The organism is Pseudomonas sp. LBUM1663, from assembly GCF_059695905.1.
The window spans coordinates 4,164,811-4,186,389 of the sequence record NZ_CP166792.1 but is presented as its reverse complement, the minus strand read 5'-3'; the positions used below and the strand labels follow the sequence as shown (position 1 = coordinate 4,186,389).

Here is a 21,579-nt window from a genome sequence, read left to right as displayed (position 1 = left end):
CACTTCCAAAACTATAAAAACAGAGGTAAGGCAGTTGAAATTTTCCAGGCTGTTTATCGCGATTGCGACCACTACGGCACTTTCTTCCATGGCGCTGGTGGGGTGTCAGACCCAGGGCTCGACGCCCGCTGAAATGGTGATGCGCAACGGCTACATCTACACCGTCGATGGCCAGAACTCCGTGCAGCAGGCGATTGCCGTGACGGGCGGGAAGATCGTCTATGTCGGCAGCGATGAAGGGGTGGCCTCGTACATCGGCAAGCAGACCCAATTGATCGATCTGGCCGGGCGCATGCTGATGCCGGGCTTCATCGATGCGCACATGCACCCGGGGGACGGTGGCCGCGCCATGACCTTGTGCGACCTGAAATACCAGACAATGACGCGCAAGGTGTTCCAGGAAACCATTCAAGCGTGCCTGGACGCCGACAAGGACAAAGGCCCCGATGTCTGGCTCGAAGTGGGCAGCTGGGACCGCATGGGCATGGACGGACTCGACGGCGACCCGGACAAATCGACGCTGGATGCGCTCAAGACCCAGCGTCCGATCCAGGTCCGCTCCACCGACTTCCATACCGTGCTGACCAATTCCCGCGGCCTGGCCGTGGCCGGCATCAACAAGCACACCGCCAATCCGAGCGATGGCAAATACGTGCGCGACAGCGCCGGCAACCCCAACGGCATCTGCGAAGACGGCGCGGCCGATACCATGGCCGCCGTGGTGCCGCCCGCCACCGATGCAGAGAAACTCAACCAGACCCGCGCGGCACTCGACGCGATGCGCCAGCAAGGCATCACCAGTTTCTTCGATGCCTTGTCCGGGCCCGAAAATGGCAAGGCATTCACCAGCCTGCAACAGTCGGGCGAGCTGACCGCCCGGGCCTTGCTGGCGATCAAACTGGACCCGGCCGCCGCTGCTGCGGATCCGACAAAAACCATCGCCGACGCCAAGGCATTGGCCACGACTTACGATCAGGGAGAAGCCAAACCCGCGCCGGGCGTGAGCATGCGCCACGTCAAATTGTTCATGGACGGCATCATCAATGCGCCGGCAGATACGGGGGCCATGCTGACGCCGTACCTGCGCAATGCCGGCACCGAAAAGGCGCCGAAATGGACTCCCGGCACCAACGTCGGTGAGCTGTACTTCCCGCCGCAAGTGCTCAAGCCGTTGCTGTTGCAAGCCGTGCAGGCCGGCCTCGACCCGCACCTGCACGCCACCGGCGACCGGGCAGTGCGCGACTCACTGAACGGCATCGAATACGTGCGCCAGCAATTACCCGGCAATGGTTTTCGCCCGGCCATTACTCACAACGAGTCCGTGGACCCTGCCGATTACTCACGCTTCAAGGCACTCGACGTGACCGCCAACATGTCCTTCCAGTGGGCCCAGCAGGCGCCATCCACGGTCGATGGCACCAGCGATCACCTGGGCGTCCAGCGTTTCGCCCGCATGGAGCCGTCGGGCAGCATCGCCCGTGCTGGCGGTCGAGTGGCATATGGCAGCGACTGGCCCGTCGACCCGCTCGACGAGTTCCTCGCGCTGAAGGTGGGCGTCACCCGCTCAGGCGACCCGCAAAACCCCCACAGCTACGGCCCCAAGTACGCTGGCCGGCTGAATGCCGACCCGGCGCTGTCGCGCACGGAGGTGCTGCGCACCATCACCATCAACGCCGCCGAACAGCTGAAACTGGACGCGGTGGTCGGCTCGGTGGAAGTGGGCAAGTTTGCTGACCTCATCGTGCTGGACAAAAACTTCATGCAAGTGCCCGAGGAAGAATTGGCGCGCAATAACGTGGTGCTGACGATGGTCGGAGGCAAGGTCGTGTGGGCGAAGGCGCCGTTTGTGGGGCTTGAACAGCGGCCGGCTCAAGTCGCCATGACTCAACAACAATAAAAGCAACTGACTGCCCCAATCCTTGTGGGAGTGAGCCTTTGTGGCGAGGGGGCTTGCCCCCGTTGGACTGCGCAGCAGTCCCATCTTTGGGGCCGCTTTGCGACCCAGCGGGGGCAAGCCCCCTCGCCACAAAGGCTCCCTCCCACATGGGGATCGCGTTTAACCGCCGGACATTGGCGTCTACCCATAACAAGAGAACACCGCAATGACCCAACAACGAAGTCCCCTGATCGAGACCCGTTCAATCGATTACATCCCCGAGGCCGAGCGTCACGGCAGCCTCTACAGCCAGTTCACCCTGTGGCTCGGCGCCAACCTGCAGATCACGGCCATCGTCACCGGCGCGCTCGCCGTGGTGCTGGGCGGTGACGTGTTCTGGTCACTCATCGGCTTGCTGATCGGGCAGTTGCTCGGCGGTGCGGTCGTTGCCTTGCACGCCGCCCAGGGGCCGAAACTCGGGCTGCCGCAGATGATCTCCAGTCGTGTGCAGTTCGGCGTCTATGGGGCCGCCATCCCGATTGTCCTGGTGTGCCTGATGTACCTCGGCTTCAGCGCCACCGGCGCGGTCCTGTCGGGGCAGGCCATTGCCCAGTTGATTCATGTCAGCGATAGCGCCGGCATCCTGATTTTCGCCGCCTGCATCGCGTTCCTGACGATCTTCGGCTATCGGGTCATTCACCTGGTCGGACGGGTGGCCAGCGTGCTGGGCATCATTGCCTTTGCCTACCTGTTTACCCGGCTGATGACGCTCAACGATATCGGCCTGTTGCTGGAAAACCGTCACTTCGGCTGGAGCACATTCCTGCTGGCCGTGTCGCTGTCCGCGTCCTGGCAAATCGCCTTTGGCCCTTACGTGGCCGACTATTCACGCTACTTGCCGAGCAACACCTCGTCCTGGAAGACCTTCGCGGCCGTGGGCCTGGGCACTGTGCTCGGCGCCCAGGCGTCCATGGTGCTGGGCGTGTTCGCCGCCGCCTTGGCGGGCGCGAATTTCCGCGGTCATGAGGTGGCAACCATTGTCGGCCTGGGCAGTACCGGGGTGATGGCCTCGCTGCTGTACCTGAGCGTGGTGTTCGGCAAGGTCACCGTGTCGACGCTCAACGCGTATGGCAGCTTCATGTGCGTGGCCACAATCATCAGTGGCTTTCGCAGCCGTCTCGAGATCACCGCCCGCCAGCGCATGGTGTTTGTGCTGGTGATTGTCGCGGCGTCCACCACGTTGGCGTTGCTCGGGCAGTACTCGTTCCTCAACTCCTTCAAGTACTTCATCCTGTTTCTGCTGACCTTTTTCACGCCGTGGAGCGCGATCAACCTGGTGGATTACTACTTCATCAACAAGGAGCGCTACGACATTGCGGCGTTGTCCGATCCGGCGGGTCGTTATGGTCGCTGGAATGTGCGTGGGATCAGCGTGTATGTCGTCGGCGTGTTGATCCAGTTGCCTTTCGTCGACACGCATTTCTACTCCGGGCCAATGGTCGCGCAGCTCGGCGGAGTGGATATTTCCTGGATCGTGGGGCTGGTGGTGCCGGGCATTCTCTACTACCTGCTGGCGAGAACATCAGCGCTGGCGGTGTTGCCTGAGCAGCCTTCAAAGGCCTGAATCAACGACTTACAAAGTGAATGTACCGGTTACCGGCAGGTCTTGAAGCGTCTCCTATACTGATCCGCGTTGACCGGTTCAACACAGATCCCGAATGCCGTTGGAACAGCGACTCGCGTTCCGACGGCTTCCCCAAGAACTCACAATCAGGAGAACGATCATGACCATCCGCATTGGCGACGAAGCACCGGACTTTACCGTCGAAAGCACCGAGGGCACGCTGCATTTCCATGAGTGGATTGGCGACAAGTGGGCGATCCTGTTCTCGCATCCCAAGGACTTCACCCCGGTGTGCACCACTGAACTCGGTTACATGGCTGGGCTCAAGCCGGAATTCGACAAACGCAACACCAAGGTGGTCGGGCTCAGCGTCGACCCCGTCAGTAACCATGCGAGCTGGGCCAAGGACATCGAAGAAACCCAGGGGCATGCAGTCAACTACCCCATGATCGGCGACGAAAACCTGGTGGTGGCCAAGCTCTACGACATGATCCACCCGAATGCCAGCGGCGGCGCGCGCACGGCCGTGGACAACGCCACCGTGCGTTCCGTGTTCATCATCGGGCCGGACAAAAAGGTCAAGGCGATGCTCATCTACCCGATGAGTGCCGGGCGCAACTTTGATGAGGTACTGCGTCTGCTCGATGCACTGCAACTGAACGCCAAGCACACCGTTGCCACGCCGGTAAACTGGCGTCCGGGTGAGGACGTGATCATCCCGACTTCTGTGTCCGATGAGGACGCGAAGAAGAAATACCCGGAGGGTTTCAAGACGGTAAAACCTTATTTGCGCACGGTGGCGCAACCAAAGTAGCCCCTACGGAGACCCCAGGCATGGCCGTTCAAGTCTTGCGTGTTGAGGCAACGCACATCGACACAATCGCCCACCTCTTCGACGCTTATCGAGGCTTCTACGGCCAGCCCTCGAACTTGCAGCAGTCCCGGGATTTCATCGCTGAACGCATCGATCGGGATGAATCCGTGATCTTTTTCGCATCTGACCTTTCCGGTGATGCGCTGGGGTTCGTCCAGCTGTACCCGACGTTCTCCTCCATTGACGCCCACCGCACCTGGCTGCTCAGCGACCTGTTCACCGCTCCCGAGGCTCGGGGGCAGGGTGTGGGCAGGTTGCTGATGAACGCTGCCCGGGCCTTTGCGCTGTCGACCGGCGCCAAGGGCATGGTGCTGGAAACGGCCACGGATAATTTTGCGGCGCAGCGGTTGTATGAATCATTGGGTTACGTCCGCGATCCGGGGTATTACACCTACTGCCTTGATTTGAAGCAGGGCTGACCAAGGCATAACAACCTCCCTCATCAACAACGCTGAACTTGTAGCAGCTGGCGAAGCCTGCGAGGCTGCGTTCGGCTGCGAAGCAGTTGTAAAACCTGAGGTTGCGGTCTTCCTGAAACACCGCGTCGTCTGATTTTACGACTGCTGCGCAGCCGAACGCAGCCTCGCAGGCTCGGCAGCTGCTACAGGGCCTCTGTGATACCCCGCTGGAACGTGGTTATCCCGCATTCGATCAACGCGGCGGCAACTCCCATCGCTCGCGCCATTGCTCATATTCCCCCTCAGGCATCTGCACCAACACCGGAGATTCACGAGGATCCAGCCACTCGAACAACTGCGAAATATCCCCCTGATCCATTGCCGTACACCCCAACGTAGGCGAGGCAGGCCCCCGCCAGATATGGAAAAAGATGCATGAGCCGTCACCCGGTGACGCTGGCGTGTTGTGCTCGATAAAGATCCCTTTGCGATACCCATCCTCTTTGCGCATCTGCTCGGAGCTGTTCCAGTCCTTGGCTATCGCCGCGCCGTCGACCAGTTCGTTGTAACGTTCGGATTTGCTGTCATCCACGCATTCAGTGGTCGAGTTCAGCGCGAGATAAGGCAGCTTTGTCTCGGCGGTCTTGTCGTAGCCAAACGCAGTGCCGAGTTTGAAGATCCCCGCAGGTGCTTTCCCATCACCTTCACGTTTGACCGGTCCTTCACCATGCTCAACGTTGCCCAAACCCTTACCCCACGCCAACCCGTTCTTGCCGACCACCACCGAAAACCCGCCACCGACTTTTCGAAAGTTTGCCCCGTCGCGTTCATAGCGCTGGGCGATGCCCTGAATGTCGCCCCAGTTTTTTGTGGTGACCACAATCAGTTGGCGGCTGGTGTCCAGCACCTCGCTGGGACTCAGCGGCGTGATGGGAAAATCCATCACGTTCTTGGGCGTTCCGTCTCCACCGAAAGTGAAGTGCCACCACTCTTTCGAGTAACCGGCAAATCCCTCTTTCTCCATGGCGCTGCTAAGTCGCTGACGGTTTTCTTTTGCAGTGGCATTGATCGTCGGGTTGGCGGTATGCGCACGCTCATCGAAGCAATCGTACCCGGTGCCCATGTCGAGTGCGCCGTCGTGCCAGCGCTGGGCATAAGGCGCGGTGCAATCGACTTGCGCGGCCTTGGGTGTCCAGGTGTCGGCGGGCAGTGACTTGGGACCGATGAGCGTCAGGTCCACGGTTGAGCCTCTGGAGTGATTCGACACCCGCGCCACATAACCCAGGCGCCAGAAGTCCTGTTTGTCCACGCGCGGATAGAACTCGGCTTTGCGCGGATCACCCGGCTCAGTCGCGAAGCGGCCCATATCGGCCACCGCCCGGCTGGGTCGATAGCAATCGAACACCTTCAAGCCGTAGCCTTGCTTTTGAAGTGCCTGTTGCACCCGGGCGAGGGCCTGGGCGGTGTCCAGCGACAGCAGGCACTCGGCAGCGGCGTATCCGTCGAGCGAGTGTCCGGTGAAGTTGTGGGCGCTGGCGTAGCGAATGTCTTGCTCGATGGTCGGATCAATCGTGTGCAGGTAGACCATGTTGTCGGGTCTTGGCTCAGCACTGGCGATGCCTGGCAGGATGGCGCTCAGTAACAGCAGTGACCGCAGCCACGTGCGGGCGGGCAGGCGGGGGCATAGAACCGGCAATGGTAGCGAGGAGGGCATACGAACCTTCAGGTTTAAGCGCATGAAGTGGATGTCGAGTCCGGAGGACGCTTCAAACGGATCTTAAACCATGACCGCCAGTGTCTGGCTGATTCATGTCTGGGTGCAGGCATTACCACGGAAAGCGCAAAGGCGACCGCGATGCTGTCGCAGGGGGTGAAAAAGAGGCATTTTGCTGGCCCCGAAGCGTTCAGGTTGTCGCCAAAATCACTTCATTTTCAGGTGGTTAGGCGGAATGCAATTGCGAAGTGTATTTGTCACGATGATCTCGTTTGCCCTGGCCAGCGTTGCGGCCTCTGCCCATGCCAAGGAGCTGGCGTCCAATGAACGGTACATGTGCAGCTGGGGGGCGGGCACGGCGGCGAGGGCCCAGGAACTCAAGCTGGCCGGAGTCTCCCTGTATGCCGCCCGGCAGAAGATACAGGCCTACAAATTCAGCAAGGCGTGGATGCGCATGATGGCGATGGGCATCACCGAGCAGACCTACGACAGCAAGTCGCGCTACAAGCCGGCGGACGTCCGGCAGAGTTTTTATGAAGAGTGTGTGCGGTACAAGTTGGCGCGTAAGTGAAAAAACAGGGTGAAGCCTGCTGCCAGCCAGCCTCGGCCACCGCAGTTCCTTGCTCGCGATAGCGGACTGTCAGACAACATTTGTGTTGGATATAGATCGCTATCGCGAGCAAGCTCGCTCCTGCAGGTTCTGCGGCATTGAAGCTCAGTTCAGGCACTGCGCACCGGCCTTGGCCACTTGTGCATCCTGCTCGGCCTTCACGCCGGACACGCCGACCGCGCCGATCACCTGGCCATCGACAATGATCGGCACACCCCCCTCAAGCGAGGTCAGCAACGGCGCAGACAAAAACGCGTGCCGTCCCCCGTTGACCATATCTTCATAGCCTTTCGATTCACGCCGGCCAAGGGCCGAGGTGCGGGCCTTTTCGGTGGCGATGTAGGCGCCGATCGGGGCGCACCCGTCGAGGCGCTCCAGCGCCAGGGGATGGCCGCCGTCGTCGACAATCACGATGGTCACGGCCCATTGATTGTTCTGGGCTTCGTTGCGTGCGGCGCTGAGAATCCGGCTGACTTCGATCTGGCTGAGGACGGCTTTGCTTTTCATGGGAATACTCCAGGGCTCGATGAGGGCAACGCGGCTTCGACCAGTTCGATCCAGTGCCGGACAGGGGTTCGACCGGCACCGTCGAGGTGGGACTGACAGCCGATATTGGCCGTGACAATGACTTCGGGATGACCGCTTTCCAGCGCATTGAGTTTGTTGTCGCGCAGTTGCCGGGACAGCTCCGGTTGGGTCAGCGAATAGGTGCCCGCAGAGCCGCAACACAGGTGACCGTCGGGAACGAACGTGAGGTTGAAACCCAGTCGCGTCAGCAGCGCTTCAACCGCACCGCCTAGTTTCTGTGCGTGCTGCAAGGTGCAGGGACAATGGAAGGCCAGGCGCTGGTCGCTGTGAATGCCGAGCGTGTCCAGCGGCTCCTCGCGCAACACTTCAACCAGATCCCTGGCCAGTGCGCTGACCTTTCTGGCCTTCTCGGCATACGCCGGATCGGTGCTGAGCAGGTGGCCGTAGTCTTTGATAAAGGCGCCGCAACCGCTGGCGGTTTGCACAATGGCTTCGGCCCCTTGCTCAATGCGCGGCCACCACGCGTCGATGTTGCGGCGGGCGCGATCAAGGCCGGCCGCCTGCGCGTCCAGATGGTAATCGACCGCGCCGCAGCAACCGGCCTCGCGCGCCGGTGTCACGCTGATCCCCAGTCTATCCAGGACGCGCGCGGCGGCCGCGTTAGTGTTCGGCGACAGGCTCGGCTGCACGCAGCCTTCGAGCATCAGCACCTGCCGGGCGTGGCGGGCGACCGGGCGTTGTCTGGCCGGGTACACGTGGCGAGGCAACTTGGCTTGCAGCGAGTTGGGCAGCAGCGCACGGAACACCTGACCGCTGCTGACCAGCGCTTTGAACAACCCCGGACTGGGCACCACGCTGCGCAAGCCTTCACGCAACAAGCGCTGGTCCAGCGAGCGCGGCACGGCCGCATCGACCACCGCGCGGCCAATGTCGAGCAAGTTGTGATAGTCGACGCCCGAGGGGCAAGTGGTTTCACAATTACGGCAGGACAGGCAGCGATCCAAATGCTGTTGGGTCTTTTGGGTGACTTCGTTGCCTTCCAGCACTTGCTTGATCAGGTAGATACGCCCACGCGGCCCGTCCAGTTCGTCGCCGAGCAGTTGATAGGTCGGGCAGGTGGCGTTGCAGAAACCGCAGTGCACGCACGTGCGCAGGATGCTTTCGGCTTCTTCGGCGCGGGGCAGTTGGCGGGCCTGTTCGCTCAAGGTGGTCTGCATGAGTCAAAGCTCCGCGTACAGGCGGCCGGGGTTGAAGAGGCCCCGTGGATCGAGTTGGTCCTTCAAGTTGCGGTGGTAGCGCATCAGTGCTGCGGGCAGCGGATGGAACGGGCTGTCGATCAGGCCGTGGCTATAGCAGGTCACATGCCCGCCGACTTCCGCGACGATCGAGCGGATGAACGCCGCTTCGGCATCGGATTTGAGCCAGCGCTGGGCGCCGCCCCAGTCGATCATTTGCAGGCCGGGCAGGGACAGTCGAGGCGTGTTGTGCGGGACGGACAGGCGCCAGAGCGGCTGGTCTTCATCAAAGAAGCTCAATCGATGTTCGTTGAGATCCGCCCAGTACGAAGCCTCCAGCACTTCGCCACCCAAGCGGTCGTGCGCCGCCGCCACCGAGCCTTCGCCTCCTTCAAGGCGCAAGTGCAGGCGCTGACCGTCGTGACACGCGGCGCTGATCGGCAGCGGTTGCTGCCCCCATTCGGCGAGGCGCAGCAAGGCGCGATCGCTGTCCATTTCCAGGCTGATGCTTAACGCTTGCCGAGGTTTCGGCAGCACTTTCAGCGAGACTTCGGTGATCACGCCAAGCGAGCCATAACTGCCGGCCATCAAGCGCGACAAGTCGTAGCCGGCGACGTTTTTCATGACTTCGCCGCCGAAGCGCAAATGCTTGCCGTGGCCGGTGATGACCCGTGTCCCCAGGACGAAGTCCCTGACCGAGCCTGACCACGGACGTCGCGGCCCGGACAGCCCACTGGCAATCATCCCGCCCACGGTGGCGCCGTCACCGAAGGAGGGCGGTTCGCACGGCAGCATCTGCTGCGCCGCGTCCAATACGTCGGCCAGTTCTGCCAACGGCGTGCCGCAGCGTGCGGTAATCACCAGCTCGGTCGGGTCGTAGCTGACGATGCCGCGGTGGCTGCGAGTGTCGAGCACTTCACCCGCCGCGATACGGCCCAGAAACGCTTTGCTGTTGGCGCCCTGGATGCGCAGCGGCGTGGCGTTTTGCAGGGCCTGGTTAACCTGGTCCAGTAGCGCGCCGCTGTCATCGATATCGTGTTCGCTGCGCATCAGAAACGCTCCAGTTCAGGGAAGGGCATCTGACCCATGTGAACGTGCATCGCGCCGAATTCGGCGCAGCGATGCAAGGTTGGAATATTCTTGCCCGGATTGAGCAGGCCGCCCGGATCGAACGCGGCTTTGACCGCATGAAACAGGGTCAGCTCATCGCTGTTGAACTGCGCGCACATCTGATTGATTTTCTCGCGGCCGACTCCGTGTTCGCCGGTGATGCTGCCGCCGACTTTCACGCACAATTCGAGGATCTTGCCGCCCAGGGCTTCGGCGCGATCGAGTTCGCCGGGTTGGTTGGCGTCGAACAGAATCAGCGGGTGCATGTTGCCGTCACCGGCATGGAAAACGTTGGCCACCCGCAGGTCGTATTCGGCCGACAGCGCAGCAATCGCGTGCAGCACGCCGGGCAGCTCGCGGCGCGGGATCGTCCCGTCCATGCAGTAATAATCCGGCGAGAGGCGGCCTACCGCCGGGAACGCATTCTTGCGCCCGGCCCAGAAACGCACGCGTTCCGCCTCATCCTTAGCCTGGCGGACTTCGGTCGCTCCGGCCTGTTCCAGCACCTGACGCACACGGTCGCAGTCATCGTGGACGTCGGCTTCAACGCCATCGAGTTCGCAGAGCAGAATGGCTTCGGCGTCGACCGGATAACCGGCGTGGATAAAGTCTTCGGCGGCGCGAATGGCCAGGTTGTCCATCATTTCCAGGCCACCCGGAATGATGCCGGCGGCAATAATGTCGCCGACTGCACGACCCGCCTTTTCGACGGAGTCGAACGCCGCCAGCAGCACCTTGGTCGTCTGCGGTTTCGGCAGGAGTTTGACCGTGACTTCGGTGATCACCCCCAGCATGCCTTCGGAACCGGTAAACAACGCCAGCAGATCAAACCCGGGCGAGTCGAGCGCTTCGGAGCCAAGGGTCAGGTGTTCGCCATCAACGGTGAGGATGTCGACCTTGAGCAGGTTGTGCACGGTCAGCCCATATTTCAGGCAATGCACGCCACCGGCGTTTTCGGCCACGTTGCCGCCGATGGAACAGGCGATCTGCGAGGAAGGGTCCGGCGCGTAATACAAGCCGAACGGCGCTGCTGCCTGGGAAATCGCCAGGTTGCGCACGCCCGGCTGAACCCGCGCCGTGCGTGCGGCGGGGTCGATGTGCAGAATGTTGTTGAAACGCGCCATCACCAGCAGCACGCCTTTCTCCAGTGGTAATGCACCGCCGGACAAACCGGTGCCGGCACCGCGAGCGACCACCGGCACATGAAACTCATGGCAAAGTTTGAGCACGCCTTGGACTTCGTCGATATGGCGCGGCAGCACTACCAGCATCGGCGTGGTGCGGTAGGCGGAAAGTCCGTCGCATTCATACGGTTTGAGTTCTTCGCGCTGATGCAGGACTTCCAGGTCTGGCAAGCGAGCGCGCAGTGCCTGGAGCAGGGCCGCTCTGTCGACATCAGGCAGAACGCCGTCGACGCGTTCATCGTAGAGGATGTTCATAGGCGGTTCACGACCCTCCGTTGTTTTTATTAGAGGTCTGTTTGCGTTGAAAGCTCACTTGCATCATTGGCCTGACGCGTCCTACTGTCCATGTGTTGTTTGAGTGGTCGAACCAGTTCTTCAGGAGGTATTTCCACGCTTCTGAGAAAAATAACCGTCTAAACATAAGCTTAGGGTTGTATTCGAACGTGTCGGGTTTTATCGGTGAGGCTGGTCATACCAGTGGGAGGTTAGATGGAGCGTGCGAAAGTGACCTGTAATCCCCAAGTCGCAGACGTGGTCTGTGAGCGTATAGAACGCCTGATCGTCGACGGGGTCCTCAAGACCGGGCAATTGTTGCCTTCGGAACGGCGCCTGACCGAAAAGCTCGGCGTCTCGCGCACAGCGCTACGCGAGGGCCTGAAGTTGTTGCGCGCCCGGGGGATTATCAAGACGGAGCAGGGCAAGGGATCCTTTGTCGCTGAACTGTCGGGCCACGGTGCCGCATCGCCGCTGATGCATTTGTTCAGCTCACAACCGCGCACACTTTACGATTTGTTCGAGGTGCGCAGCCTGCATGAGGGAGAGTCCGCTCGCCTGGCCGCATTGCGCGGCACCGAGGCGGATTTTGTCCTCATCACCCGCAGCTATGAAGCGTTGCTCGATGCCCACTCGCTCTCGATGGAAGCGAGCGAACACGCCCGGCTCGATCATGCTTTTCACTTGGCGATCTGCGAGGCTTCGCACAACCCGGTGCTGGTGCAAACCTTGCGCTCGCTGACCGACTTGCTGCTCAACACCGTGTTTGCCTCGGTCAACAACCTCTACCACCGCGCACCGCAGAAACGTCAGATCGACCGTCAGCACGCCCGGCTCTACAACGCCGTGACCGGCCGCATGCCGGAGCAGGCGCGCAAGGCGGCCATCGCGCACATCCAGAGCATCTGCGAGAACCTCAGGGAAATCGAAAGGGAGGAGCAGCGTCTGGTCCGGGCCACGTTGCGCCTGGAAGGGTGGGCGTAAGGGCGCCTTCGCCGGAAAGCTCGGGCGCACTCGATTTCAAGCTTCGTTCCTGGACAAATCCTCGGTTCTGTTCATGACGATGATGGCGTCGCCTCCACCCAAAGAGCTTGCCTTGCGCGGCCAGCGTGCTTTGAGAAATCGATCTTTGCCTACCCATGTCAGGCACACCTTGTCCGTTTGATTACCGCCCAGAATCCGGTACGCGTTGCTATCCTCGCCGGTATAGAACCCGACATGACCCTTGCCGCTGTTTTTTGATTCACGCCAGAAGACCATCACCGCGCCGAGTCGTGGTACGGTGGATTCGCCAAATTTTTCCCATTGCCGCGCACCCAGGGGATTCGAAGGAAGTACTTCTTCGGGCATCGTAGAACCCACGCAATGCGCTACAAACAGACCGCACCAAGGCACCTCGTCGCCGGGATAGTGAAGGTCGAGATCGTCGGCCCAATCCAGAATGGTGGGATTGCTCTTGCGGCCAAGGACTTCCCTGGTGCCGATCAAATTCTCTGCTTCCGCGAGCCACGGCAAAAGTGGTCCCGCAGGGATATGGTCAACGTCAGAAAACAAGGCGGAGGAGGTTTTGGGACCGACGATGCCATCGGCCTCCAGCCCAACGCTGTCCTGAAAGGCTTTCACTGCGGCGATGGTTCTGCGCCCCCAGATTCCGTCCACTTCGCCGGGAAAAAAGCCGTCGGCAATCAGTGCCTGTTGAATACTTCTTACCGTTTCACTGCTCATATCAATCTCCAGACGATGGCGACTCAGGGAACGACTTTGCCGAGCAAATCCTTCGGCCCGACGATCGCCGGCTTCTGGTCATAACCCAGCTCGGCCAAGAGCTTGCCAGTGGCGCGAACCAGGGCATTGAACGTCGGTCTCTGCTTGGATGAGCGCAGCGTTTGGGCAAGCGCGTAGGTGAACGCACCGTATGAAATAACGCCGTGACGGTATTCGTAAGACAGCTGGGATTCGCCGCAGGCGTACATGAGGATCGGCAGAAAGGGCCCTTCGTGTTTATAAGCGGCGCGTCGTTTGTCGTAGAGCTTGTCGTCGTAACCGCGCACCGCGATGGCCTGGCCGACGCGACGGATACCCTCGCGATTGCTCACGGTATTGGCTGCCTCGGCTTTCTTTGCACTTTTTCGGGCCCGTTTCACCCAGTCACGTTCCACCCACATTTGCAGCCCGGGCTCCCAGCGCAGCGCGCGATGGCGGATGTCATCCGGCGGTGTCAGCCCGCGTGCGCGGCGTGCGCCGTCGCGCGTCATGCCGCCCGAATGGCAGCAATCGAAGATCGTGATGAACTGCGTGTCATACGGAAGCTGGATGTAGAGGTCGCGAAAGTCGTTGTCGACGATGGCATGTTCCGGCGTCCAGTCGAAGTCCCACGGGCACAGGCATTCGTCGATGCGGTCGGCTTCACCCGTGGCATTGGTGTTGGGAATCTGCGCACCGTGCCCGGAATAAAACAGTACCCGGCGGTCACCGGCCTGGGCGTCGTCGAGCAACCAATGCAGGCGATCGCGAATGCCAGCAGCGGTAGCGCGGTCATCGAGGACGACGCGGATATCGTCCGGCGAAAATTTCGACTCTTGCAGCAAAGAACTCATCAGGAAAACGTCATTGACGCAACCTTCGAGTCGATCGGACGGATTGGGGTAGTTGTTGATGCCGATCAGCAACGCCTTGTCCCGCGAGCGCCGCACCGTGCGCGGCTTGGGGACAGCAATGCCCAGTGACTTGTCGACGGCGGCGAGCCGCTTGTCGAAGCCTTTCGCTTTGCCGGCCTGCAACAGGGGGCCCCAGACATTAGTCACGGTCTCGGCATGGCCGAGGTAGTAAGTCGCGTCATGATTGAGGACGTCGCCGGGCTTATCGAACGGCGTCATGACCTGGGTGAAGTTGGTATCGCGCAGATACAGCGGCGCCGTAAAAACCTGATCGTGCTCGTTGTAGAGGTGATACCACTTGCGCGCATCGTCGATGCCTTCAATGCGCCCGCCAAATGTCTCGCGCACTGCCGGGTTGGCAATCTGCGAGCCGAACGTGATCAGCACCCGGTTGTTCATCAGGGAGGGATCCCGACGGAACGTGTCGTAGGCGACCAGCGTACCCAGACTGTGCGCACAGACGATGTCCGGTTGCGAATCGCTGATAACACTGGCGAGGTCCTTACGCAGGGTGGTCCGTAGCGCTTCGTCCGCGGACCACTGGGCAACCATGCCGGCCGTCCAGCGCAGGCGATCGGGAAACTGCCCGATGCCGCGATTGCGCCGGAACACGTCACCCACTGAATGGATGACCGCGCTGGTCAGAAGGCGCAGCGTGGCTTCGGCGATGTCGGCCGCCCCCAGTCCACTGGAGGAAAAGCGCTCGTCGTATTGAAAATAATCCAGCTCGACGTCGGTACTCGGTGCCACGCGCGCCACTGCCGTGGTAATCGCCCGGTGCCAGGACGCCTGAAAACTCTCGTCTGCCTCTTCGTGGCCTATGCCATGTATACACAGAATTTTCATTTTCATTCCCTTGCAGTGAGAGCTGACTTGCCGGCGACGTTCAAAGTGAGTTGTTGAGTGGTGGACTATTAACGCCCGGCGTTTGGAGAGGAATATGGTGATGAGACAAGTACTGTGGTGTTGAGCATATTAGAGGGGTTGGATTAGTTCGAATTTTTTTTATGATGAATTGGAATGAAGGCGTCATTTTTCAGTAGGGTAAGTTGTTACTGTTTATTAGGATTAATAACATATTGATTTGCATTGTTTTATGTCGAGTTTAAGAATATTTTCTTTTGTAATTAAAACAATTCATGAGGTGCATCTTTTCGGATTTTGAGTGGCGCTTATTGAACCCTGTGCGTTCTGGATTTCAAGTGTCTTACTTGCGTTACAAATAAGTGTGCCAGACGTGAAGCAATAGAGTCATTTTTGAAACAGTTAATTGTGTCGAATGCCTATGTGAAAATAATAAATCATAAGTTGCAGGGGGGCTTGAAATCGCAGTTGCAACTTCGAATGAAGAACCAAAGCAGTCCGGTCACGACAATAATGGGCAGCTGACGAAGTACTCCGAACCCATGTCCGATCCAGGACCTGGAAACGGCACGACTGTCGTAAAAACGACCTGTTTACGCTGAACGCGAACCCTGGTCACTTTTCTGTTGAACGAGTGTTCAGCTTCGACTATGTTCGTTCCACCTCCCCGGCTGGTTGCGCGGGCTTGCGTTTCTTCTTTTCGAACGAGGCACTGGCATGCGGTTTTCACCCTTTGTTGAGCGGATTTCAGGCGACGGTGTCGCCGCCTGGGATATTCACAATGCGGCATTTGAAGCCCAGCGCCGCGGTGAGGATGTGATCATTCTCAGCGTCGGCGACCCGGATTTCCCCACACCCGATTTCATCACCGATGCCGCGATTCATGCGCTGCGCGAGGGTGACACCCATTACACCGAGATCGCCGGTCGCCAGGCTTTGCGTGAAGCCATCGCTGCTCGGTACAGCGTGCTGTTCGACCGTGAGGTGACGGCGCCAAACGTCATCATTTCGGCGGGGGCACAGAACGCGCTGTTCATCACCTCGATGTGCCTGCTCAATACCGGCGACGAAGTGATTGCCCTGGACCCGATGTACGTGACCTATGAGGCAACGCTCAAGGCGTCCGGCGCCACGTTGGTGCGCGTGCCCTGCGCGGCGGATTCAGGTTTCCGGCTCGATGCCGCCGTGCTGGCCAAGGCCATCACCCCGCGCACCCGGGCGCTGTTCTTCTCTAATCCGAATAATCCGACCGGTGTCGTGCTCAACCGCGAAGAGCTGCAAGCCATCGCCGACCTCGCCATCCAGCATGACCTGTGGGTTGTGGTGGACGAGGTCTACGAGAGCCTGACGTTCGAGCGCGCGCACCTCAGCCTGGCAGCGTTGCCGGGCATGGCCGAGCGCTGCGTGGTGGTCGGCAGTCTGTCGAAATCCCACGCCATGACCGGCTGGCGTACCGGTTGGATCGTCGCCGATGAAGCCCTCGTGGCTCACGCCGAAACCCTGGTGTTGAGCATGCTTTACGGCTTGCCGGGCTTTGTCATGGAGGCTGCGCTCAAGGCGGTTCTGGCCCATGAAGAGGTGACCCACGGCATGCGCGACATCTACCGCCGTCGTCGTGATCTGGTGGTGACCAGCCTGTCGAATTGCCCGGGTATTTCTGTGCTCACTCCCGATGCCGGCATGTTCGTGCTGGTGGACGTGCGTGACACCGGCCTGACCTCTTTGGAATTCGCCTGGCGGCTGTTGCGCGAGGCGCGCGTATCGGTGCTGGATGCGGCGGCTTTCGGTGAGCCTGCCCAAGGTTTTGTGCGGCTCTCGTTCACTTTGGGTGAAGAACGACTGGCCCAGGCCTGCCAGCGTATTCGCGACTTTGTCCTGGTGTTGAAAGGCGAAGCGCCGCGGCCGGTGATCAGCCGTGTCACTTGCGAAGCGATCGCTGAACCGGTCAAGGCCAAGACCATGATCGAGGTCGATGGCCTGCACAAACGCTTCGGCAATATCGAGGTCCTCAAAGGCGTTTCCCTGACGGCCCGCGAAGGCGATGTGATCTCACTGATCGGTGCCAGCGGCTCGGGCAAAAGTACCTTGCTGCGCTGCATCAACATGCTCGAAGTGCCGGACCAGGGGCGCATTCTGGTGGACGGCGAAAGCATTCACCTGAACTTCGATCGTCCGGGCGCGCCGCTGGTGAAGGACGCCAAGCAACTGGTGCGCATCCGTTCCAGCCTGGGCATGGTGTTCCAGAACTTCAACCTCTGGCCCCATCGCACGGTGCTGGAAAACCTCATCGAGGCGCCGACCCAGGTCCTGCGTGAAAGCCGTGCCGAGGCCACTGAACGGGCCGAAGCCTTGCTCGAACGCGTGGGGCTGGCGGCCAAGCGCAACGAGTACCCGGCGTTTCTCTCCGGGGGACAGCAGCAACGGGTGGCCATCGCCCGGGCCCTGGCCATGCGGCCCAAGGTCATGCTGTTCGATGAACCCACCTCGGCACTCGACCCGGAACTGGTCGGCGAAGTGCTGCGGGTGATCCGCTCCCTCGCGGAAGAAGGCCGGACCATGATCCTGGTGACCCATGAAATGGCTTTCGCCCGCGATGTCTCCTCCAAAGTCGCCTATCTGCACCAGGGGCTGATCGAGGAAACCGGTTCGCCGGACGACGTTTTCGTACACCCACGCAGCGAGCGTTGCCGACAATTCGTCAACGCTCATCAGACTCGCTAATAACATCATAAAAAGACGGGGCAACATCATGGGAAATCGACGTTTGGCAAACTGGATGACGGGCGTGGCCTGCGTATTACTGGCCGGGATGAGCGCGGCCCAGGCCCAGCCGATCAGGTTCGCGGTCGCAGCGGAACCCTATCCGCCGTATACCGAGAAGCAGGCCAACGGTGAATGGAAAGGTTTTGAAGTCGACCTGATCCACAAGCTGTGCAGCGAAATGAAAGCCGAGTGCGAGATCAAGGAAGTGGCGTGGGACGGGATCATTCCATCGTTGCTGGCGAAGAAGATCGACGTGATTTTCTCGTCGATGTCGGTGACTGAAGAACGCGAAAAACAGATCGCCTTCAGCAAGGCGTATTACGACTCCGTGATTGCGATTGTCGGGCCGAAGGGCACGGCGGTGAAAAAGTATCCGGATGACCTCAAGGGCAAGATCATCGGCGTGCAGAACTCGACGGTGAGCGCCAGCTACCTCAAGCAGTACTACGAAAAAATCGCTGACGTGAAGTATTACGACACCCAGGACTCGGCCAACGCCGACCTGATTGCCGGTCGCATCGACCTGATGATGGCGGACGGCACGGCGATGGCGTCTTTCGTCCAGACCCCGGATGCCCGCAACAGCAACCTCGAATACCTGGGCGCCGTGCCCTATGACCCGATCTTCGGCAAAGGCGTGGGCGCCGGCCTGCGCAAGGATGACGCCGAGCTCAAGGCCAAACTCGACAAGGCGATCACCTCCTTGCTGGCCAGCAAAGACTACGACGACCTGTCCCAGCACTACTTCGGTACCAGCGTGAAACCCGCCTTCTGACCTGACCCGGAACCTGTGGGAGCGAGCCTGCTCGCGATGGCGGCGTATCAGTCGACTTCTTAGTTGAATGATAGATAGCTATCGCGAGCAGGCTCGCTCCCACAGGGGATGTGCGCTAACTGGAGACTGAAATGCCAGCCATGTTCGAATTGATCAACTTCAGCGAAACAGGATGGGGCAGTGCGCTGTTGAAGGGTCTTTGGATGACCCTGCAAATATCGGCCGGGGCCTTTGTGGTCGGGCTGTTCATCGGTCTGGTGGTGGCCTGCCTGAAGCTCGGCGCGCCAAAGCCGATTGCAGCGCTGATGCGCGGTTACACGACCTTGTTCCGGGCGATTCCAGAGTTGCTGCTGATCCTGCTGCTGTACTACGTCGGCTCCATGCTCCTCAATTCGCTGATGACGCAGATGGGCTACGGCGTCGTCAATGTCAGCGGCCCGTTAGCCGCCATCGTGGTACTGGGGCTGGTGCAGGGCGCCTATGCTTCGGAGATTTTCCGCGCGGCGATCCAGGCGATTCCCTTCGGCCAGATTGAAGCGGCGAAGGCCTTCGGCCTGAGCGGTTTCGGTCTGTTCCGACGCGTCACGCTGCCGATCATGGCGCCGTATGCGATGGCCGGGATGGCCAACCTGTGGATCAACCTGATCAAGGACAGCGCCTTGATCAGCGTGGTCGGCACCAACGAGCTGTTGTACACCGCCAAGCAAGGGGCGGGTTCGACGCGTCATTACTTGTTGTTCTACCTTACGGCCGCGGCGTTGTATTACGCGGTGACGTTGGTGTCCAACTACCTGTCTGGACGGCTCGAGCGGCGTATTCGTCGCTGGATGCCTTTGGCTGAGTGAATGAAATGATTCCAGCGTGGATAGTTGAATACGCGGCGCTGTTGGGCCGGGGACTGCAAACGACCATCACCATCCTGTTGATTTCCAGTGTGTTCGGTTTTGCACTGGCGGTGCTGGTGGCGCTGGCGCGGATCTCGAAAAACAAGGTGATCGCCAAGGCCAGCCTGTTCTACACCAGCGTGTTGCGCGGTACGCCGTTGCTGATCCAGATCTACATCTTCTACTACGGGCTCGGCAGCGTGTTTGCGCAGTTCCCGCTGATACGCGGCAGTTTTCTCTGGCCGTATTTGCGCGATGGTTATTGGTACATCGTGTTCGCCCTGGTGTTGTCGGTGGGCGCATATGTCGGTGAAGTGATTCGCGGCGGGCTGTTAGCGGTGCCCAAGGGTGAGATGGAAGCGGCCTCGGCGTTTGGCATGACACCACGCCAATCGCTGTTGCGGGTGCGCTTGCCTCGGGCGCTGCGGTTGCTGTTGCCGACACTGGCCGGGGAAACCGTGATGTTGCTGAAATCCACGGCCCTGGCCTCCACGATTGCGATTGTCGATCTGCTGGGTGCCGCCAACGTGGTGCGGGCGCAGACCTTGCAGGTTTATGAGCCGCTGTTGCTGGTGGCCGGGGTCTACGTCTGCCTGACCTTCCTGATCGAGGCGCTGTTTGCCTTTGCCGAACGGCGCGGGACGCCTGTGCGCAGGTCGGTGTAATGAGCACGTCGCAGGTCGTCGACCGATCGCTGCAGGGCATTGGCCTGTGCACCTTGGGGTACGCGTTCCTGGCGTTGCAGGACGCGGTCATCAAGTGGCTGGTGGCCGATTATTCGGTGGTCACCATCTTGTTCTGGCGCAGCCTGGTGGTGGTCGTCGCGTGCCTGTTGGCGGGGCGCCTTCGTCTGGTCCAGCGGGCCTGGCGCTCGCCGAGCCGGCGCTTGCTGGTGGTGCGAGGCTTGCTGTCGATTGTGGCCTGGCTGTTGTATTACACGGCCGCCCGGGACCTGTCCCTGGCGGAAATGACCACGCTGTATTTCTCCGCGCCGATCATGGTCACGGTGCTGGCGGCGGTAATTCTCAAGGAGCGGGCCAGCGGCTGGCAGTGGTTTTCCCTGATCCTCGGGTTTGTCGGGGTAATCATCGCCTGCCGGCCGAGCAACATCGCCGATCCGTGGCCCATCGTGCTGACACTGCTGGCGGCGATGTGCTGGGCGTTCACTTACATCCAGTTGCGCCAGGTGGATGACCAGACGTCGGTGCTGGAGCAGATGCTGATCACCAACGTGGTGTTCGTGCTGTGCATGACGGTCGCGCTGCCCTGGACGTTCACCCCGGCGCCGACGCCGGCGTGGCTGGGAATGCTGGTTGCCGGCCTGGTGGGCGGTATCGGTCAGTTCCTGCTGTTTGCCAGTTTTCAACGGGCCACTGCCACCTTGCTCGCGCCGTTCGAATACACCGGGTTGATCTGGGCGTTCCTGCTGTCGAGTCTGATCTGGGGCACGCTGATGGATGTATCGCTGATGATCGGTGCCGGCCTGATCGCGGTCAGCGGCACCCTGGCGATGATCTTCGGGCGCCATTCCTCACAGGATGTCGTCGGTGCTGAATGCTCCGTGACGCAGCCCCTTTATCCAGCAGCGACAGATGTGGAGGCCGTTGGCGGGGCTGAAGGTTTCGGGGTTGAGGCACCACTCGATCCAGAGTCCGTCGAGCATCGCCGATAAACCGATGGCGGCCAGGCGCGTGTCGCCGATCACGAAACCTTCGCTGGCGGCCATGTCATCGAGCAACTGGCGCAGCAGATCGAGGTAGGCGCGGTAGCTTTTTTCGTGGGACTGGCTGACGTGTTCGGAGTGCCGGATCAGGCTCCAGAACACCACCCAGACGCTCAGCAATTGCGGGTCCATGACCCTCGGCGAAAAAGAGCCTTTGAGAAACGCGTCCATCTTTTCGGCCGGGGTGGCGACCTGCTGGATTTCCTGGCGCAGGGCGGTGGTCAGTTCGTTCGCGATCTTCTGGTACGTGTCGGCGATCAACGCATCGATGCTGCCGAAATGGTGATTGAGCAGGCCGACGGACACTCCGGCTTCGGTGGCAATACGGCGCACGGAAATGCCGGCATGACCATCACGGACCAGGCAACGCACCGTGGCGGCCACCAGCATTTCGCGGCGTTCATCGGGTTCTGCGCGACGGTTTTTTGGAGAGGGGGTTGTCACAAGGGAATCCTTGGGTGCAGTGCCAGGTTGGCGAGCTTAGTTG

At 60.5% G+C, this 21,579-nt stretch carries 18 protein-coding genes and 1 pseudogene; 11 read left to right on the top strand and 8 right to left on the bottom strand.

Annotated features, from left to right (window positions below):
- Positions 1–34: 34 nt before the first annotated feature.
- The 4 genes from ACA075_RS19220 to ACA075_RS19205 all read left to right on the top strand — a co-directional run bounded on the left by ACA075_RS19220 (position 35) and on the right by ACA075_RS19205 (position 4,793).
- On the top strand, positions 35–1,897 hold the full coding sequence (locus tag ACA075_RS19220) for an amidohydrolase (RefSeq protein WP_497294656.1): 1,863 nt from the start codon (positions 35–37) through the stop codon (positions 1,895–1,897).
- Positions 1,898–2,102: 205 nt separating this feature from the next.
- Positions 2,103–3,500, top strand: a complete 1,398-nt coding sequence (locus tag ACA075_RS19215; protein WP_497294654.1) for a purine-cytosine permease family protein — start codon at positions 2,103–2,105, stop codon at positions 3,498–3,500.
- A 160-nt stretch (positions 3,501–3,660) separates the two neighbouring features.
- Positions 3,661–4,314: a peroxiredoxin gene (locus tag ACA075_RS19210; RefSeq protein ID WP_172790649.1), complete on the top strand. Its 654-nt coding sequence runs from the start codon at positions 3,661–3,663 to the stop codon at positions 4,312–4,314.
- A gap of 20 nt (positions 4,315–4,334) precedes the next feature.
- Complete coding sequence (locus ACA075_RS19205; protein WP_497294653.1) at positions 4,335–4,793, top strand: GNAT family N-acetyltransferase; 459 nt, start codon at positions 4,335–4,337, stop codon at positions 4,791–4,793.
- 232 nt (positions 4,794–5,025) lie between these two features.
- Here ACA075_RS19205 and ACA075_RS19200 read toward each other — a convergent pair whose 3' ends face one another.
- Positions 5,026–6,486, bottom strand: coding sequence for a M15 family metallopeptidase (locus ACA075_RS19200; RefSeq protein ID WP_497294652.1), 1,461 nt, complete (start codon positions 6,484–6,486; stop codon positions 5,026–5,028).
- A gap of 235 nt (positions 6,487–6,721) precedes the next feature.
- Here ACA075_RS19200 and ACA075_RS19195 point away from each other — a divergent pair, with 235 nt between their 5' ends.
- A complete protein-coding gene (locus ACA075_RS19195) occupies positions 6,722–7,057 on the top strand; it encodes a hypothetical protein (protein WP_497294650.1) in 336 nt (111 codons plus the stop codon).
- Positions 7,058–7,201: 144 nt separating this feature from the next.
- Here the strand turns inward: ACA075_RS19195 and ACA075_RS19190 are convergent, their stop codons facing one another.
- From ACA075_RS19190 to glcD, 4 genes are read right to left on the bottom strand one after another with little or no spacing between them, the layout of a single operon-like run.
- Positions 7,202–7,603 carry a heme-binding protein gene (locus ACA075_RS19190; RefSeq protein WP_497294648.1) on the bottom strand — a complete coding sequence of 134 codons (402 nt, stop codon included), beginning with the start codon at positions 7,601–7,603 and terminating at the stop codon, positions 7,202–7,204.
- Positions 7,600–8,841 (bottom strand): glycolate oxidase subunit GlcF, encoded by a 1,242-nt coding sequence (glcF, locus tag ACA075_RS19185; RefSeq protein ID WP_497294646.1) that lies wholly within the window; start codon positions 8,839–8,841, stop codon positions 7,600–7,602. Before glcF ends, ACA075_RS19190 begins: the two co-directional genes overlap by 4 nt.
- Before the next feature lie 3 nt (positions 8,842–8,844).
- The gene (gene glcE / locus ACA075_RS19180; protein WP_497294645.1) at positions 8,845–9,909 is read right to left on the bottom strand and encodes a glycolate oxidase subunit GlcE; all 1,065 of its coding nucleotides are present in this window, start codon (positions 9,907–9,909) and stop codon (positions 8,845–8,847) included.
- Entirely contained in the window at positions 9,909–11,408 is a 1,500-nt protein-coding gene (gene glcD, locus ACA075_RS19175) for a glycolate oxidase subunit GlcD (RefSeq protein WP_497294644.1), read from the bottom strand. The genes glcE and glcD overlap by 1 nt, the downstream gene beginning before the upstream one ends.
- Before the next feature lie 234 nt (positions 11,409–11,642).
- Between glcD and glcC the strand changes: the two genes are divergently transcribed.
- Positions 11,643–12,410: a transcriptional regulator GlcC gene (gene glcC, locus ACA075_RS19170; RefSeq protein ID WP_497294643.1), complete on the top strand. Its 768-nt coding sequence runs from the start codon at positions 11,643–11,645 to the stop codon at positions 12,408–12,410.
- A gap of 36 nt (positions 12,411–12,446) precedes the next feature.
- Here glcC and ACA075_RS19165 read toward each other — a convergent pair whose 3' ends face one another.
- Together ACA075_RS19165 and ACA075_RS19160 are read right to left on the bottom strand one after the other, a co-directional pair.
- Complete coding sequence (locus ACA075_RS19165; protein ID WP_497294641.1) at positions 12,447–13,151, bottom strand: NlpC/P60 family protein; 705 nt, start codon at positions 13,149–13,151, stop codon at positions 12,447–12,449.
- Positions 13,152–13,174: 23 nt separating this feature from the next.
- Entirely contained in the window at positions 13,175–14,929 is a 1,755-nt protein-coding gene (locus ACA075_RS19160; RefSeq protein ID WP_497294640.1) for a caspase family protein, read from the bottom strand.
- A 735-nt stretch (positions 14,930–15,664) separates the two neighbouring features.
- Here ACA075_RS19160 and ACA075_RS19155 point away from each other — a divergent pair.
- The 5 genes from ACA075_RS19155 (at position 15,665) to ACA075_RS19135 (ending at position 21,041) form a co-directional block, all read left to right on the top strand.
- A complete protein-coding gene (locus ACA075_RS19155) occupies positions 15,665–17,668 on the top strand; it encodes an aminotransferase class I/II-fold pyridoxal phosphate-dependent enzyme (protein ID WP_497294639.1) in 2,004 nt (667 codons plus the stop codon).
- Positions 17,669–17,696: 28 nt separating this feature from the next.
- Positions 17,697–18,485, top strand: coding sequence for a transporter substrate-binding domain-containing protein (locus ACA075_RS19150; protein WP_497294637.1), 789 nt, complete (start codon positions 17,697–17,699; stop codon positions 18,483–18,485).
- 131 nt (positions 18,486–18,616) lie between these two features.
- Entirely contained in the window at positions 18,617–19,330 is a 714-nt protein-coding gene (locus ACA075_RS19145; protein ID WP_077748790.1) for an ABC transporter permease, read from the top strand.
- Between the two features lie 5 nt (positions 19,331–19,335).
- Positions 19,336–20,034: an ABC transporter permease gene (locus ACA075_RS19140; protein WP_219097633.1), complete on the top strand. Its 699-nt coding sequence runs from the start codon at positions 19,336–19,338 to the stop codon at positions 20,032–20,034.
- Positions 20,034–21,041, top strand: a complete 1,008-nt coding sequence (locus tag ACA075_RS19135) for a DMT family transporter (protein WP_497294635.1) — start codon at positions 20,034–20,036, stop codon at positions 21,039–21,041. The genes ACA075_RS19140 and ACA075_RS19135 overlap by 1 nt, the downstream gene beginning before the upstream one ends.
- Here ACA075_RS19135 and ACA075_RS19130 read toward each other — a convergent pair.
- Positions 20,997–21,482: pseudogene (locus tag ACA075_RS19130) on the bottom strand (TetR/AcrR family transcriptional regulator); the annotation flags it as partial. The gene ACA075_RS19135 and the pseudogene ACA075_RS19130 sit on opposite strands and share 45 nt — an antisense overlap.
- Positions 21,483–21,579: the final 97 nt, after the last annotated feature.